The organism is Allocellulophaga tsushimaensis (genome assembly GCF_055383085.1).
Window position 1 is genome coordinate 3,106,077 of sequence record NZ_AP039451.1, and the last position, 13,964, is coordinate 3,120,040.

Sequence of the window (13,964 nt, forward strand, 5' to 3'; positions counted from 1 at the left end):
AGATATTATGAATTAGATAATGGTAGATTTTCCTAAATCTATATTTTCATCATTCATATTCAGTTCGTCTTCTATATCAACAATATTATTGGCTATAAAATCGCCTACATTATTGGTGCCATAATTACTCTCTGAATCTAAATCTGGTGTTACAATATTCCGTTTTAAAGATTTATTTACTGCTCTTACTACGGCTCTTGTTTCTTCGCGCAAACCAAAATGTTCTAATAACATTGCAGCAGATAAAATAGTAGCTATAGGATTTGCAATATCTTTACCTTTTGCCTGCGGATACGAACCGTGAATGGGCTCAAACATAGCATTTTTGGTTCCAATAGAAGATGAAGGTAATAAACCTATAGAACCACCTATAACACCTCCTTCATCAGAAATAATATCGCCAAACATATTTTCGGTTAAAATAACATCAAACTGACTAGGGTTTAGAATCATTTGCATGGCTGCATTATCTACAAACATAAATTCTAGATGGATATCTGGATAGCTTTCTCCGATTCTAGAAACAACTCTTCTCCATAAACGAGAAGACTCTAAGACGTTAGCTTTATCAATAAGGGTTACTTTCTTTTTTCTTTTTTTTGCTCTTTTAAATGCTAAATGCGCTATTCTGGTAATTTCCTTTTCTGAATAGGCACATAAATCTGAAGCATAACTGCCATCTTCACTTAAGGTTTTTTCTCCAAAGTAAATACCTCCAGTAAGCTCTCTGTAGATTACAAAATCTGTTCCTTTTAGTATATTTTCCTTTAAAGGCGATTTATGCATTAAGGTTGGGAAAATTTCTACGGGTCTAATATTAGCAAAGAGTTCTAACTCTTTTCTTAACCGAAGTAAACCCTGTTCTGGGCGAACTTTTGCATCTGGATTATCATCAAATTCTGGAGAACCAATTGCTCCAAATAACACAGCATCAGCATCTTTACATAATTGTAAAGTTTCTTCTGGTAGCGGGTCTCCGGTTTTATGAATGGCAACGGCGCCAACCATAGCTTCGGTGTACGTAAAATTATGATTAAATGTTTCTTCTACAGCTTGTAAACATTTTACAGCCTGTTCTACCACTTCTGGTCCAATACCATCTCCTGGTAATAATGCTATTTTAAGATTCATTTTAAACGAGACTTTCTATTTTTATACCACTTGTTTCAATGATCTTATGAATATCCTCGTCTAAAATTTCTTTTTTAACATCGGCATATTTTAAAAACTCTTGGTATACTATATCCAGTTGTAATTTAGTAAGCTCATAGCCCACAATTTTAGCGCGGTATGCTAAGGCAGCCCTACCACTTCTTGCGGTTAAAACAATAGAAGATTCGTTTACACCTACATCAGCAGGGTCAATAATTTCATAGGTTTCTCTGTTTTTAATAACACCATCTTGGTGTATTCCAGAACTATGTGCAAAAGCATTAGCGCCTACAATAGCTTTATTGGGTTGTACCATCATCCCCATTTTTTGGGAAACCATCAAACTAGTATCGTTTAGTAATTTGCTGTTAATATTGGTATCTAAACCTAATGTTGGGTGTTGTCTAAGAATCATGACAACTTCTTCTAAAGCTGTATTTCCGGCACGTTCACCAATACCATTAATGGTACACTCAATTTGGCGCGCACCATTAGCTACACCAGAAATAGAATTGGCAGTGGCTAAGCCTAAATCGTTATGGCAATGGCAAGAAAGAATTGCTTTATGGATATCTTTTACATTTTCACGTAAATATTTTATTTTTTGCCCATATTCTTCAGGTAAGCAATACCCTGTAGTATCTGGAATATTAAGTACTGTTGCTCCCGCTTTTATGGCAGCCTCACATACTCGTGCTAGAAATTCATTATCTGTTCTCCCTGCATCTTCTGCATAAAACTCTACATCCTCAACAAATGTTTTAGCATAAGCAACCGCATCAATAGCACGTTCTATAATAGCATCTTTATTAGAGTTAAATTTAAACTTTATATGAGAATCCGAGGTACCTATTCCTGTATGTATTCTTGGTTTTTTAGCGTACTTTAAGGCTTCTGCTGCTACTTCTATGTCTTTTTTAACAGCACGTGTTAATCCACAAACAGTAGCATTCTTCACTAATTTTCCAATTTCTAAAACAGAATTAAAATCACCAGGACTGGAAATAGGGAAACCAGCCTCTATTACATCTACTCCAAGAAATTCTAAACGCTCGGCAATGACCAATTTTTGTGTTGCATCTAATTTGCAACCTGGTACTTGTTCTCCGTCTCTTAATGTGGTATCAAAAATTTGTACTATATCTTTGCTCATTATATTTGCTTAATTTTAACTAGTCTATACGAATATATACTTAACTTAAAATAATAGACGTTGTTTATTAAACCATTTACAATGTTAAATGACTTTTTGGAATATTTAAATAACTGATTAACAATTGTTTAAACTATAATTTTTACGATGACAAATACGCATAAAGACTCTTTGTTTGTACTTATAAAATCGCTTTCTAAGTCAGAAAAACGACAATTTAAGTTATATGTAGGGCGATTGGGTGTCAATACTGATGCTAAATTTTTAGCATTATTTAATTTGTTAGATAAAATAAAAGAATATCAAGAAAAAATAATTTTAGATAGCGGTATCGTTAAAAAATCACAGCTCTCTAATTTAAAAGCGCATTTGTATAAACAAATTCTGGTGAGCTTGCGGTTAAACCCCGTAAACCAAAATATTAGAGTACAAATACGAGAGCAATTAGACTTTGCAACCATATTATACCAAAAAGGTTTGTATAAGCAAAGTCTTAAAATTTTAGATAAAGCGAAGTCTACAGCAATTGATAATGAAGAAAAAAATATAGCCTACGAGATTGTAGAGCTTGAGAAGATTATTGAAACACAATATATTACAAGAAGTATCCCAGATAGGGCAGATGAATTAGCGGTACAAGCAAAAGAGCTTTCTGCTCAAAATGTAATGACGAGCAAGCTCTCTAATTTATCTTTGCAGTTATACGGACAAATGCTAAAAGTAGGTTATGTAAGAAGCGATGAAGATTTTCAATTTGTAAAACAGTATTTTGAAAAGCATTTGCCCAAATATAAACTAGAAGATTTAGGATTTAGAGAAAAACTATGGTTGTATAAAGCGCACTTGTGGTATAGCTTTTTAACGCAAGATTTTTTATCCTGTTACAAGTATGCTAAAAAATGGTCCAAATTATTTTATGACCATCCAGAGATGATTTATTTAAATCCAGTTTTCTTTTTAAAGGGGAATAATTATTTATTAGAATCGCTCTTTTATGTGCGTTATAGTTCACAGTTTGAAGAAACTTTGGTAAAACTAGAAGAAATAACCAGTGCTAAAGATTTTCCTAAAAACGATAATATTACCTCTTTGGCATTCCTATACATTAATAGCAATAAATTAAATTTACACTTTTTAAAAGGCACTTTTACAAAAGGGGAATACCTCGTAAAAATTATAGAATATGGTATTGCAAAGCATAAGGATCGTTTAGATGCACATCATATTATGCTTTTTTATTATAAAATTGCCTGTTTGTATTTTGGAATGGGCGATAATAAAACCTGCATACAATACCTCAAAAAAATTATTAGTAATAAAAATTTAAAAATGCGAGAAGACCTTATGTGTTTTTCCCGTGTATTAAGTCTAGTAGCACATTATGAGGCAGGTATGGACTATCATTTAGAAGTGCAATTAAAAAGTACCTATAAGTTTTTATTAAAAATGAATGATTTACATGCAGTGCAAAAAGAGATGATTAAATTTTTAAGAAACTTAGGTGATATATACCCTAATGAGTTGCAAAATGAATTTCAGAAATTATACAACGAACTCAAAAAATATGAAGATCACCCTTATGAAAAACGAGCTTTTTTATATTTAGATATCTTGTCTTGGTTAGAAAGCCATTTGCATAACAAACCTGTGGCACAAATTATTAAAGAAAAAGCAGCAATGCTCACCAGATAAGCTATCCTATATTGAGCACAAAAAACATCCATTTTAGACAGCTTTTAGAGTTAAATATTTCCATGCTTTTTATTAGTACTTCTGGTGCTTTAGGAAGGTATGTGTCATTACCAGTACCCGTAACCATAGCATTGAGAGCATTATTAGCCCTACTTTTTCTTTTTTTGTATTGTAAATGGAAAAATATTTCTTTAAAAGTTGAAAAAAAACACTTATTGGCAGTAATAGCTAGTGGTGTTTTTATGGGCGCCCATTGGATTACTTATTTTTATGCTTTAAAGCTTTCTAATGTAGCTATAGGAATGTTATCTATGTTTACATATCCTATTTTGACTGCTTTTTTAGAGCCACTTTTATTGAAAACAAAACTGCAGAAAATACATTTGTTTTTAGGAATTCTTGTTTTAGCTGGGATCTATTTTTTAGTTCCAAATTTTAATATGGTAAATTCTAATACTATAGCGGTAGGCGTGGGGGTATTATCAGCATTATTTTATGCCCTTCGGAATTTAATTTTAAAACGAAAAGTTGCAGCCTATAATGGCTCTATGCTAATGTGTTACCAGATGCTAGTTATTGGTTTTGTTTTAGCTCCATTAGTTTTTACGGTTTCTTTTGATGAAATTATAGGAGAATGGCAAGGAATAGTTGCATTAGCATTATTAACTACCGCTATTGGGCATACGCTGTTTTTAAATAGTTTTAAGCATTTTTCTATTACAACGGTAAGTATTTTAAGTAGTATACAGCCTATTTTTGGGATTATTATAGGAGTACTATTTTTAAAAGAATACCCTGAATGGACAACCATTATTGGTGGTGTTTTAATATTAAGCTCCGTAGCTATTGAAAGTGTTCGTTCTTATAAAAGAGTCTGAAAATTTTTAAATTTTTGGATTGGTTTACATGTTAAAATACGTAGTGTTACTTTTGTATACTTGTTTCGATAATAGAAATAGTTGCTAAAGAAGCAAAACAACTTCTTGAATTAAATAAAATTAAATACTAGCAGCTATAACAACATGTATAATTAATGTTGGCTTTTGTACTTCATTCACAAATCATATACAAACCGTTTTGGCCCTACACTAAATGAGAATAAAGTTATACTCATTCAGAAGGTTTGATTACTTGTTTTTAGTTTTATTAATAATATTTATTATTGAATTTTAAAAAAATGTAATATGTATTTAATAAAGCCAATGAACTTAATCTAAATATTTTTTGTAGAAGCTAATATGAATAGCTATAATAAAATACAGTTTTATAACAGTAGTATATTTAATTGTTTGTTCTGTGTATACTTGAGAAATCCTTTTGATTCTCCTCTAGTTCGTTTTCTTTTACTAACTTAGTTACAACCTTATAACTAACTGTTACACGCTATATACAAACGTGTTACCCTAAATTGGATAGTGAAATGATAAATGATATCAAGAAAATATGAATAATTCTTTTTTCTAAATGATTTAAAACGATTTTGTAAATCAAAATATGAATAAAAATGAATAGTGAAGCTCAAAATATAAATGATATAAATCCAAGTAAATCGGTTATTGAGATGTATGATACAAAAAAAGAACCTAGAAAATCACTTGGAGTTTATTTAAAAAATCAGAATAGACTTATCATGAATTCCATTGCCATTGCTGATAAAAAAGCAGCAATATTGATTAGAATAAATACTGCAATAATTTCTGCATTGATAGTCTTTGAAGGTTATTTTGAAGGGAATTCATCTTTTAACAATCAAATCATTCCAATTCTGATTGTGGGACTTTCTATTTCACTAATTTTTGCAATTCTTGCTGCTAAACCTTTTAGCTATACCATGTATAAAGTGTTTAACAAAACAATAAAGAAAAAGTATCCAAATTTAGAAGAAAACAACTTCATGCTATTTGATGTACCCGAATTTGAAAAATATGAATCTTCCATGAAAAAGGTTTTAAAGAGTCAAAATTTACAAATAGGAAACCTCACAAGGTTTAATTATTTTATGAGTAAAAGCATATCAAGAAATTATATGCAATTGGAAATAGCATACACAGCTTTTTTAATTACTTTTTTAATAGTTACTTTCTTATACATCATTACAAGTTTTTTTTAAACTTGGATTAAAAAACTACAAATGAAATCTATTTTATACCTATCAATAATTTTGATTTTACATTCTTGTAAAGAATCTTCTACAACCAAGAATGAGCTAATTACAGAAAAAAAATCTAATGAAAAATCTATCGAAAATAAATCAGTCAAAGAGGTAGATTTTTGGGACATTCCGAATGAAAATACTAAAACAGAAATTTTAAAATCAAATAGATTTATTAATGATACCACATTGATCTCAAGCCTAAAACCATTTTTGAATAAGAAAAAATTTAAAATTGAGGAGGCTAAGCTGATTAAAAGTAATTCTTATAACAATTGTAAAAACAATACCATATTGAGAATTGAAGGAAAAGGATTAAAGCAATATTATGTAAAAAGAACATTAGCTAAACCTAAAAATTATTATCCTGATTTTACAATTTGGGTTTATGAATTTGAAAATAAAAATCAGGCGCTAATAGCTAAAAATAAAATACTTAACGCTTTTGAATCATCTAATGGATATTGCAATGGAAAAGAACCAAATTATCTAGTACCATACAACAATAAAATAATACACCTAAGAACACGTGCAGAAATGTTTAGAGGTTATCTTATAGATATTGTTAAAAAAATAGAAAGTTTTGATTAATTGCTCATTCTTTGGAATTATATCAAATAGTATAACGAAAAATCAAAAGAGTATTTAAAAAAATAATAAGGTAACACCTTGTGTTTATTCCTAAAATTTGTGATTTTCTGCTCGCAAAGACGCCTACATTGAACATTATCTTTAAGCTGAAAAGACCTGTAACAATTAGCACAATATTACATCTATAGTATAAACATTAAACTATAAAGATGAGAATAGCTATTTTAATAATTGTAATATTTTTTCAGGTATGTTATGTTAAAGGGCAGACATCATTAAAAGCAATAAACCTAAGTAAGGGAAAGTATAAAGTAGGATTTAAACATTATACGCGTATTGATAGTACGAGAACTTATCAAATTAAAAATGATTTTAACAATCAATTCATAAACAGACCAATTCCTATTAGCATTTGGTACCCTGCGGTAATTAACAAGAATAATGACGAACCCTTAACGGTTTTAAATTATTTAGAGGTTTTAAAAGAAGAGGAAGAATGGAAGAACTTACCAAATGTATTTTTATTAGATTGGTTTCCTTACTTGCAGAACACCCCCCAGAATAAAGCTCATCTTACTGAAAAAGTGACTGCATTTTCTAATTCAATTTTTTTAGAAGGTAATTTTCCGGTTATAATTTATGCACCAAGTTATCAGGCTTCTTCGATTGAGAATTTTGTACTATTCGAATATTTAGCAAGTAATGGATTTGTTGTGATATCAAGCCCTTCAATAGGAACAGATACCAGATCCTTAGATGGTGGTACTACAAAAGATATGGAAACGCAATCTAGAGATGTAGAATTCCTCTTAAATGAAATTCACAATTACAAGAATATAGATTCTGATAAGGTTGCATTAATGGGCTTTAGTTTTGGAGGTTTGTCAAATGCTATAACGGTTATGAAAAATAAGAATGTTAGAGCAATAGTAAGTTTAGACGGAACTGAAAGATATAATTATGCTGTATTAGAAAAATCACCTTATTTTAATTTAGATAAGTTCACTATTCCCTATATCCATTTTGCTCAAAAAGAGATTCCTAAAGAAGTTCTTACTAAAGATAAAATACCTGAAGAGTTGAATTACAAATTCCAATTGTACGATTCCCTAGAATATAGTAATGTGTATCGGTATAAATTTCATGACTTATCGCATTCCTATTTTAGTTCTTTCGGTATTTTGTTTGCCAATAGAGATACAAGGCAAGATAAAAGTGACAAAAAAATAATGGCTTCTTATCATTTGCTTTGTGAACATGCCTTACAATTTTTGAATGCTACCCTAAAGAATGATAAAAAAGCTAGTAATTTCATTGAAAACAAACCTCATGAAAATGACTTATCAGAAACTTTGATTTCTAAAACAATGAAAAAGTCTCGTAAAACCACATTTAACTATAAAGATTTTAATGATTTAGCTTATAATCAGGCTTATAAAGATTTAATTCCATTATATAAAAGAACAATTGTGAAACATCCTAATCTACAACTACAAGAAAGTATGTTAAATACACTTGGATTAGGATTGCCTTTTAATTCTAAAAAAATAAAACAAGGAATTAATGTTCTTCTATTGGCTTTGCATATCTACCCAAAATCTGCAAACTTATATGATAGTTTGGCTGAAGTTTATTTGTACAATAAGGATTTCAAAAATGCGATAACTAACTTTGAAAAGTCCTTGGAATTGAATCCTAAAAACCAAAACGCCATGAACAGGTTAAAACAGCTTAAAGAATAGAGCCAATACGCATCAAAATATATAAAAAATACATTCCTTCTATCATCGGTATTGAATTTAGGCTGTTTAGACTCAAACCTGAATTGGATAAATCTTTGTCTCACTTTCCTTACATAATTGTTGACATTGATTTAAAAGAGCTAAAAAATAGAACAACCGAAAAAATTTCAAGAAGAACTATCTAATTCTTATTTAAAAGACCCTTAGTAGATTAAGTAGAAATACGAAGTAAAAATCTATAATTGATTAAAGTTACATACTTTCGACATGGAAAATATGTTAATTTTTTTTATAGGATGATAAATATACATATATTGAATTTAAAAAATGGATAACCTAATAGTATTTAAAAAAATGAAAAGTTTATTAAAATTAGTAAAAATAGCAATTATCTGTTTTAGCATTTTATCTTGCAGTAATGATGAAACTACCGATACAGACGCGACAAATAATCCTAGTAATGATGAAATGACTGATACGGACTCTGCAGATAATCCTACTAATGATGAAATGACTGATACGGACTCTACAGATAATCCTAATAATGATGAAATGACTGATACAGACGCTACTGATAATCCTCCAAATGATTCTATGAGTTCTGTAGCTCTAGGAAGTGATACACTAAATATCAGATCGGCTCAAATTTTTGATATTGGTAGCGAAAACAATGTCTATTCTAACAATATCTATGAGTATTTCGTTGTATTAAGCGATGGAGAATTTGTTTCTGGTGATACCTATACAAATGGACAATACACTATATCAGTAGAATTACAAAGCCTTGGTGCTGATGCATTCACGTTTGGAGATTTTGATCATTGCTTTGTAGGTACTTGTACAGAAGGAATCGAGAATAGATCTTTTCTTTCTCACCTTTATATTGTAGAAGATACCAATAATGACGACAATTTTGACTTTAACGTAAATCCAGTTGATAATGGAGAAGGTTCTGGTTCAGTAATATTTGAACAGGTAGATGGTAGTACATATACAATTACTTATGATTTAAGTTTAGAGTCAGGTAAAAGAATAAGTGGTAGTTACACTGGAGAATTTACTATTTTATAATAGAATTGAAATTATAACACTACTATAACCCGTTTTGCATTTAGAATAAAATTTTGTCAATTCTAATGATGCTAAGAATGCAATGAAGAAAAAATGGTATCAAGTCTTTCCGCTATGCTCAAAATAACATAGAATTATAGTTTCAAAAAAACAAGCTAGTGGTTTCTGTTAAAGAACATGGCAATGATATGATAATGGCAATGAGAAAATAGCATCATCCATATTATATATGATTATAGTAACTTAAGAGATACATTTAATTGTTCACAAAAGTAAAAATTAGTAACCAACGTATAGAAAATGTTGATGGTTTAGAGCTATAATAAAGTAAAAACTTTAAGCAATGGCCTATTTTACCATATGTAAATGAATACTATGATGAAAAACAGTGTCAGAATTTTAAGAATTCAAGAAAATGATATTGAGCAATTCATAGAACTTATAACACTATTCAATGTGGTTTTTGATGAAGCTAACAAAATAGCTTCAAAAAAAGAATTAAAAAAGCTATTGCATAAACCTGATTTTTATGCACTTGCAGCAATCAAGGAAAATAATATTGTTGGAGGACTCACTGCATATGAATTAAAGCAATATTATACGGATAAGAGTGAACTATATATCTATGATATAGCGGTTAAAACAGAACTACATCATCAAGGGATAGGAAAAGCACTAATTAACTATTTAAAAGATTATGCTGCTAATCATGGAATTGAAACAATTTTTGTTGAAGCACACTCGGAAGATGAACAAGCAGTTAAGTTTTATGAATCTGCCTTTGGAAAATCAGAAAAGGTAGACCACTTTAATTTTAAAGTGAAAGCAGTAAATAATTCTTTATAGTAACTAATTGATTGTTATAAAGACTGAGATTAGCCCTATATAAAGCTAATTATTATAAATTTGAAACTAAACCATACTCCAAATAGTATAGGAAAATTCTGTGTTTAAAATAAAAATAATGTATATTAAACTGTAAATAAACCTTATAAGAAATCATTATTATCTATTTAATATTAATGAAAAAAAATAGTCCATATCTTAATAATGAGTACAAACCTTTAAGCTTAGCTGAAGAGTCTACAGATTGGGAACCTACCAAACTAATCTATGGAGCTGTACCACAAGAACTGAACGGCTATTTTTTAAGGAATAGCTCAAACCCTCAATTTCTTCCAGCAAATAAGTATCATTGGTTTGATGGAGATGGTTTTATACAAGGGATAAAATTCCATAATGGAAATGCATATTATAAGGGAAAGTTTATCCAAACTAAAAAATTTAAAGAAGAAAGTTTAAAAAATAAAGCGCTATATGGTGGCTTAAATGGTCCTATAAATACAAATAATCTATTTAAAAGTTTTATTAGAGTTCTTCAATTTGTTTTTTTTGGAAAAAATCCATTTCCGAATACAAGTAATACAGATTTAGTATATCATCATAATACCTTGTTTTCACTTTGGTTGATGTGTGATACTGCCTATAAGATTAATATAGAGACATTAGAAACCGTTAAAGCCTATAATTTTGGTTCTGAAAAAAATCAAAATAAAGGTGTTACACACGGAATAAGTGCGCATCCAAAAGAATGTCCAAAGGACCATAAATTATTTGTAATGGATTTCATTAATTCATGGAAAAGATTTTCAAAACCGCATATATACATTTCTGCTATTAGCAAGGATAGTTCTATTATAGATACCAAAAAAATTGCCATATCTGGTAGACATTTGTTACACGATATTGCCGTTACTGAGAACTATGTTATCGTAATAGATATGCCTGCTGAAATGTCTCCTTTAGGGCTAAAATACAGAAAGAAAAAACCTGCTAGGTTTGGTGTTTTGCGTACTGATTTTGCGCCTCAGAAGGCTCCTGTAACTAAAGAAAATATAGATGTTCTATGGTTTGATGATCCATCTGGATGCTACATTATACACATTATAAATGCCTATGAGGAGGGAAATACTATAATTTTATATGCTTTAAGAAAACCTTATCTAGAAATAAAGAGAAAAAAAGATAATGAAATTACGGATGTCTTTGATGGTTACTTACATAAATGGGTTTTAAATATAGAAACAGGAACTATAGAAAACGAAATTGGAGAAAGTCAAAAAAAACACTTTCCTATAGGAAGCGAGTTTCCTACAATTAATTCGCAATTTGAAGGCTTAAAACATAGATTTTCATACCTGCCACATATTTCTAGGACAAGTACCTTTAATTTTAGTGGTTTTTCAAAATTTGACCATACTACAAATACCTATCAGCACTATAATTATCCAGATAAAATATATAATGGTGAAGTTAGATTTGTTCGTAATCCCAATTTTAAAAATGAAGAAGACTGCGGGTGGATAATTACTTTTGTTCATGATTTCTCTAAACCTGAAGGCAAATGTTATATAGAAATTTTTGATGCACAAAAAATTACTAAAGGTCCTATCTGTAAACTGTTATTACCCAAAAAAATACCTATTGGATTCCATACCACTTGGGTAGAATTAGATGAGATAGTAAAAAGTACTCCGTATCATAATGTATAAATATCTAGAGGTGGTATATCAAATATATTCAAATCAAATAGATACAAACTAAAATTAGAATGCATAAAAACGTAAGAAAGATTCCCTAGTTACGTATCCCTGGTGTATTTACATTATACTGATTGATGAAATTTGTAGTCAAGTTATCAAATTGCTGATTTTTGGCCATTTCTTTCACTTTTACAGGATCAAAATTGCCATTAAAATAGAGAAAAGAGCCGTTTACACCATTATTATTATAAATCAAAATTTCTTTAACAACATCTTTTTTCTCCCGTATAGAAACTACATTTCGTTTTAACTCATCATTTTTTCGGAATATTTCTATAAATGAGTTTCCCGTAATAGTATTCATCTGATTGTTTAAAAATGTAGTTTTTTCTGGAGTAGCACTTGGGAACTGCATGTATCTTAAATCTTTAGTATTGCCTATTAATGCCTGTACTTCTGGAGAAATACTACTGAGTAAGGATAACATAAATCTTGGTACTCGTACAGCGGTTACCTTATTGTCATTTTTATGTGTATTATAAAAAGTATCAATACTATGATAACTGCTACAAGAAACAAATAGGGTGAAAGACAGAATAAAAAGTAAATTTTTCATGGTATGGTTAGGATTTTGCCTAAAAATACTAAAAAATTAAGAGCAAGCATTCCAAATAGCTTCATTTGGAGGAGGGGCAACAATTTGTATTGGTTCTTTTTTCACTGGATGCATAAAAGCTAATTTACGGGCATGTAAATGAATACTACCATCTTTATTGCTTCTATCCGCTCCATACTTTAAATCGCCTTTAATAGCACAGCCAATAGCAGATAATTGCGCTCTTATTTGGTGATGCCTTCCTGTTTGTAAATCTATTTCTAGTAAAAAATAATGATCTAGCTTCTTTAACCTAGTATAGGTTAAAATAGCTTTTTTGCTCTCTGGAACTTCTTTAGTATTTGCGTAAGATTTATTTTGTTTGGTATTTCGTTTTAACCAATGTATAAGCGTATCATACGCTTTTGGAGGGCTTTTTTTAACTACAGCCCAATAGGTTTTTTGAGCAGCTTTTTCGGCAAATAATTTATTTAACCGTGGTAAAGCCTTAGAGGTTTTTGCAAAAACAACAATGCCAGAAGTTGGCCTATCTAAACGATGTGCAACCCCTAAATAAACATTACCCGGTTTGTTATATTTGTGTTTAATATATTCTTTTACTATTTCGCTTAAAGGAACATCTCCTGTTTTGTCTCCTTGTACGATATCACCAGGGCGCTTATTGATTGCAATAAGGTGATTATCTTCATACAAGACTTGAAGATTTTTTGATGTAGAATAAATATTTTTATGTTGTTTGATAGGGCTATAACTTATATTTCAATATTCTTTCTCATAAGGATCATGGCCAGAATGCATAATACACCAGTAGTAACGGAAACATCAGCCATATTAAAAACCCCAGTTTTAAAAAAACCAAGTTTTAAAATAAAGAAATCAGTTACTGAACCAATAAAAATCCGGTCAATTAAATTTCCTATTCCACCACCAATAACAAATGAGAAAATTACAATAAGCCAAATGCTAATTTCTTGTTTTCTAATGATTCTGATAAATAAACCTACAAGTACTAAAACGGGAAGAATTTGTAATAATATTAGTTTTATAATAGGAGAGAAGTCTTGTCCAAAACCTAGCATTGCACCCGTATTTTCTACATTAGTCATAATAAAAACATCTTGTATAAGATGGGTTTGTTCTCCAGGAACTACTTTGTCTCTGATCATATTTTTTGTGATTTGATCACAACCAATATTTAGGAGAATAAGTAAAATGAGCGCAATTTTTTTTAGCATAATTTTTGGTCAAGAAT

General features: G+C 29.8%; 13 protein-coding genes. 8 read left to right on the forward strand and 5 right to left on the reverse strand.

Features of this window, described 5'->3' with window-relative positions:
* Positions 1–12 precede the first annotated feature (12 nt).
* Together leuB and ACZ451_RS13540 are read right to left on the reverse strand one after the other, a co-directional pair.
* The gene (leuB, locus tag ACZ451_RS13535) at positions 13–1,131 is read right to left on the reverse strand and encodes a 3-isopropylmalate dehydrogenase (protein WP_464213272.1); all 1,119 of its coding nucleotides are present in this window, start codon (positions 1,129–1,131) and stop codon (positions 13–15) included.
* A gap of 1 nt (position 1,132) precedes the next feature.
* Positions 1,133–2,305, reverse strand: coding sequence for a 2-isopropylmalate synthase (locus tag ACZ451_RS13540; protein ID WP_464213273.1), 1,173 nt, complete (start codon positions 2,303–2,305; stop codon positions 1,133–1,135).
* Positions 2,306–2,452: 147 nt separating this feature from the next.
* Between ACZ451_RS13540 and ACZ451_RS13545 the strand changes: the two genes are divergently transcribed.
* The 8 genes from ACZ451_RS13545 to ACZ451_RS13580 all read left to right on the forward strand — a co-directional run bounded on the left by ACZ451_RS13545 (position 2,453) and on the right by ACZ451_RS13580 (position 12,105).
* On the forward strand, positions 2,453–3,997 hold the full coding sequence (locus tag ACZ451_RS13545; protein WP_464213275.1) for a hypothetical protein: 1,545 nt from the start codon (positions 2,453–2,455) through the stop codon (positions 3,995–3,997).
* 62 nt (positions 3,998–4,059) lie between these two features.
* Positions 4,060–4,875, forward strand: coding sequence for a DMT family transporter (locus ACZ451_RS13550; RefSeq protein WP_464213277.1), 816 nt, complete (start codon positions 4,060–4,062; stop codon positions 4,873–4,875).
* A gap of 626 nt (positions 4,876–5,501) precedes the next feature.
* Positions 5,502–6,107, forward strand: coding sequence for a Pycsar system effector family protein (locus tag ACZ451_RS13555; protein WP_464213279.1), 606 nt, complete (start codon positions 5,502–5,504; stop codon positions 6,105–6,107).
* A 21-nt stretch (positions 6,108–6,128) separates the two neighbouring features.
* Positions 6,129–6,740 carry a hypothetical protein gene (locus ACZ451_RS13560; protein ID WP_464213281.1) on the forward strand — a complete coding sequence of 204 codons (612 nt, stop codon included), beginning with the start codon at positions 6,129–6,131 and terminating at the stop codon, positions 6,738–6,740.
* Positions 6,741–6,949: 209 nt separating this feature from the next.
* Positions 6,950–8,482: an alpha/beta hydrolase gene (locus ACZ451_RS13565; RefSeq protein WP_464213283.1), complete on the forward strand. Its 1,533-nt coding sequence runs from the start codon at positions 6,950–6,952 to the stop codon at positions 8,480–8,482.
* A gap of 354 nt (positions 8,483–8,836) precedes the next feature.
* Positions 8,837–9,553: a hypothetical protein gene (locus ACZ451_RS13570; RefSeq protein WP_464213284.1), complete on the forward strand. Its 717-nt coding sequence runs from the start codon at positions 8,837–8,839 to the stop codon at positions 9,551–9,553.
* A gap of 375 nt (positions 9,554–9,928) precedes the next feature.
* Complete coding sequence (locus tag ACZ451_RS13575) at positions 9,929–10,399, forward strand: GNAT family N-acetyltransferase (RefSeq protein ID WP_464213285.1); 471 nt, start codon at positions 9,929–9,931, stop codon at positions 10,397–10,399.
* 176 nt (positions 10,400–10,575) lie between these two features.
* Positions 10,576–12,105, forward strand: a complete 1,530-nt coding sequence (locus tag ACZ451_RS13580) for a carotenoid oxygenase family protein (RefSeq protein ID WP_464213287.1) — start codon at positions 10,576–10,578, stop codon at positions 12,103–12,105.
* 85 nt (positions 12,106–12,190) lie between these two features.
* Here the strand turns inward: ACZ451_RS13580 and ACZ451_RS13585 are convergent, their stop codons facing one another.
* The 3 genes from ACZ451_RS13585 to lspA are packed head-to-tail and all read right to left on the reverse strand — an operon-like array spanning position 12,191 to position 13,947.
* Positions 12,191–12,712 carry a DUF4252 domain-containing protein gene (locus tag ACZ451_RS13585; RefSeq protein ID WP_464213289.1) on the reverse strand — a complete coding sequence of 174 codons (522 nt, stop codon included), beginning with the start codon at positions 12,710–12,712 and terminating at the stop codon, positions 12,191–12,193.
* Positions 12,713–12,748: 36 nt separating this feature from the next.
* The gene (locus ACZ451_RS13590; protein WP_464213291.1) at positions 12,749–13,405 is read right to left on the reverse strand and encodes an RluA family pseudouridine synthase; all 657 of its coding nucleotides are present in this window, start codon (positions 13,403–13,405) and stop codon (positions 12,749–12,751) included.
* Positions 13,406–13,464: 59 nt separating this feature from the next.
* Positions 13,465–13,947, reverse strand: coding sequence for a signal peptidase II (gene lspA, locus ACZ451_RS13595; protein WP_464213293.1), 483 nt, complete (start codon positions 13,945–13,947; stop codon positions 13,465–13,467).
* Positions 13,948–13,964 lie beyond the last annotated feature (17 nt).

Coding starts and splice junctions, on each gene's coding strand:
- leuB (WP_464213272.1), bottom strand. CDS start 1,131: ATGAATCTTAAAATAGCATTATTACCAGGAGATGGTATTGGACCAGAA.
- ACZ451_RS13540 (WP_464213273.1), bottom strand. CDS start 2,305: ATGAGCAAAGATATAGTACAAATTTTTGATACCACATTAAGAGACGGA.
- ACZ451_RS13545 (WP_464213275.1), top strand. CDS start 2,453: ATGACAAATACGCATAAAGACTCTTTGTTTGTACTTATAAAATCGCTT.
- ACZ451_RS13550 (WP_464213277.1), top strand. CDS start 4,060: ATGCTTTTTATTAGTACTTCTGGTGCTTTAGGAAGGTATGTGTCATTA.
- ACZ451_RS13555 (WP_464213279.1), top strand. CDS start 5,502: ATGAATAGTGAAGCTCAAAATATAAATGATATAAATCCAAGTAAATCG.
- ACZ451_RS13560 (WP_464213281.1), top strand. CDS start 6,129: ATGAAATCTATTTTATACCTATCAATAATTTTGATTTTACATTCTTGT.
- ACZ451_RS13565 (WP_464213283.1), top strand. CDS start 6,950: ATGAGAATAGCTATTTTAATAATTGTAATATTTTTTCAGGTATGTTAT.
- ACZ451_RS13570 (WP_464213284.1), top strand. CDS start 8,837: ATGAAAAGTTTATTAAAATTAGTAAAAATAGCAATTATCTGTTTTAGC.
- ACZ451_RS13575 (WP_464213285.1), top strand. CDS start 9,929: ATGATGAAAAACAGTGTCAGAATTTTAAGAATTCAAGAAAATGATATT.
- ACZ451_RS13580 (WP_464213287.1), top strand. CDS start 10,576: ATGAAAAAAAATAGTCCATATCTTAATAATGAGTACAAACCTTTAAGC.
- ACZ451_RS13585 (WP_464213289.1), bottom strand. CDS start 12,712: ATGAAAAATTTACTTTTTATTCTGTCTTTCACCCTATTTGTTTCTTGT.
- lspA (WP_464213293.1), bottom strand. CDS start 13,947: ATGCTAAAAAAAATTGCGCTCATTTTACTTATTCTCCTAAATATTGGT.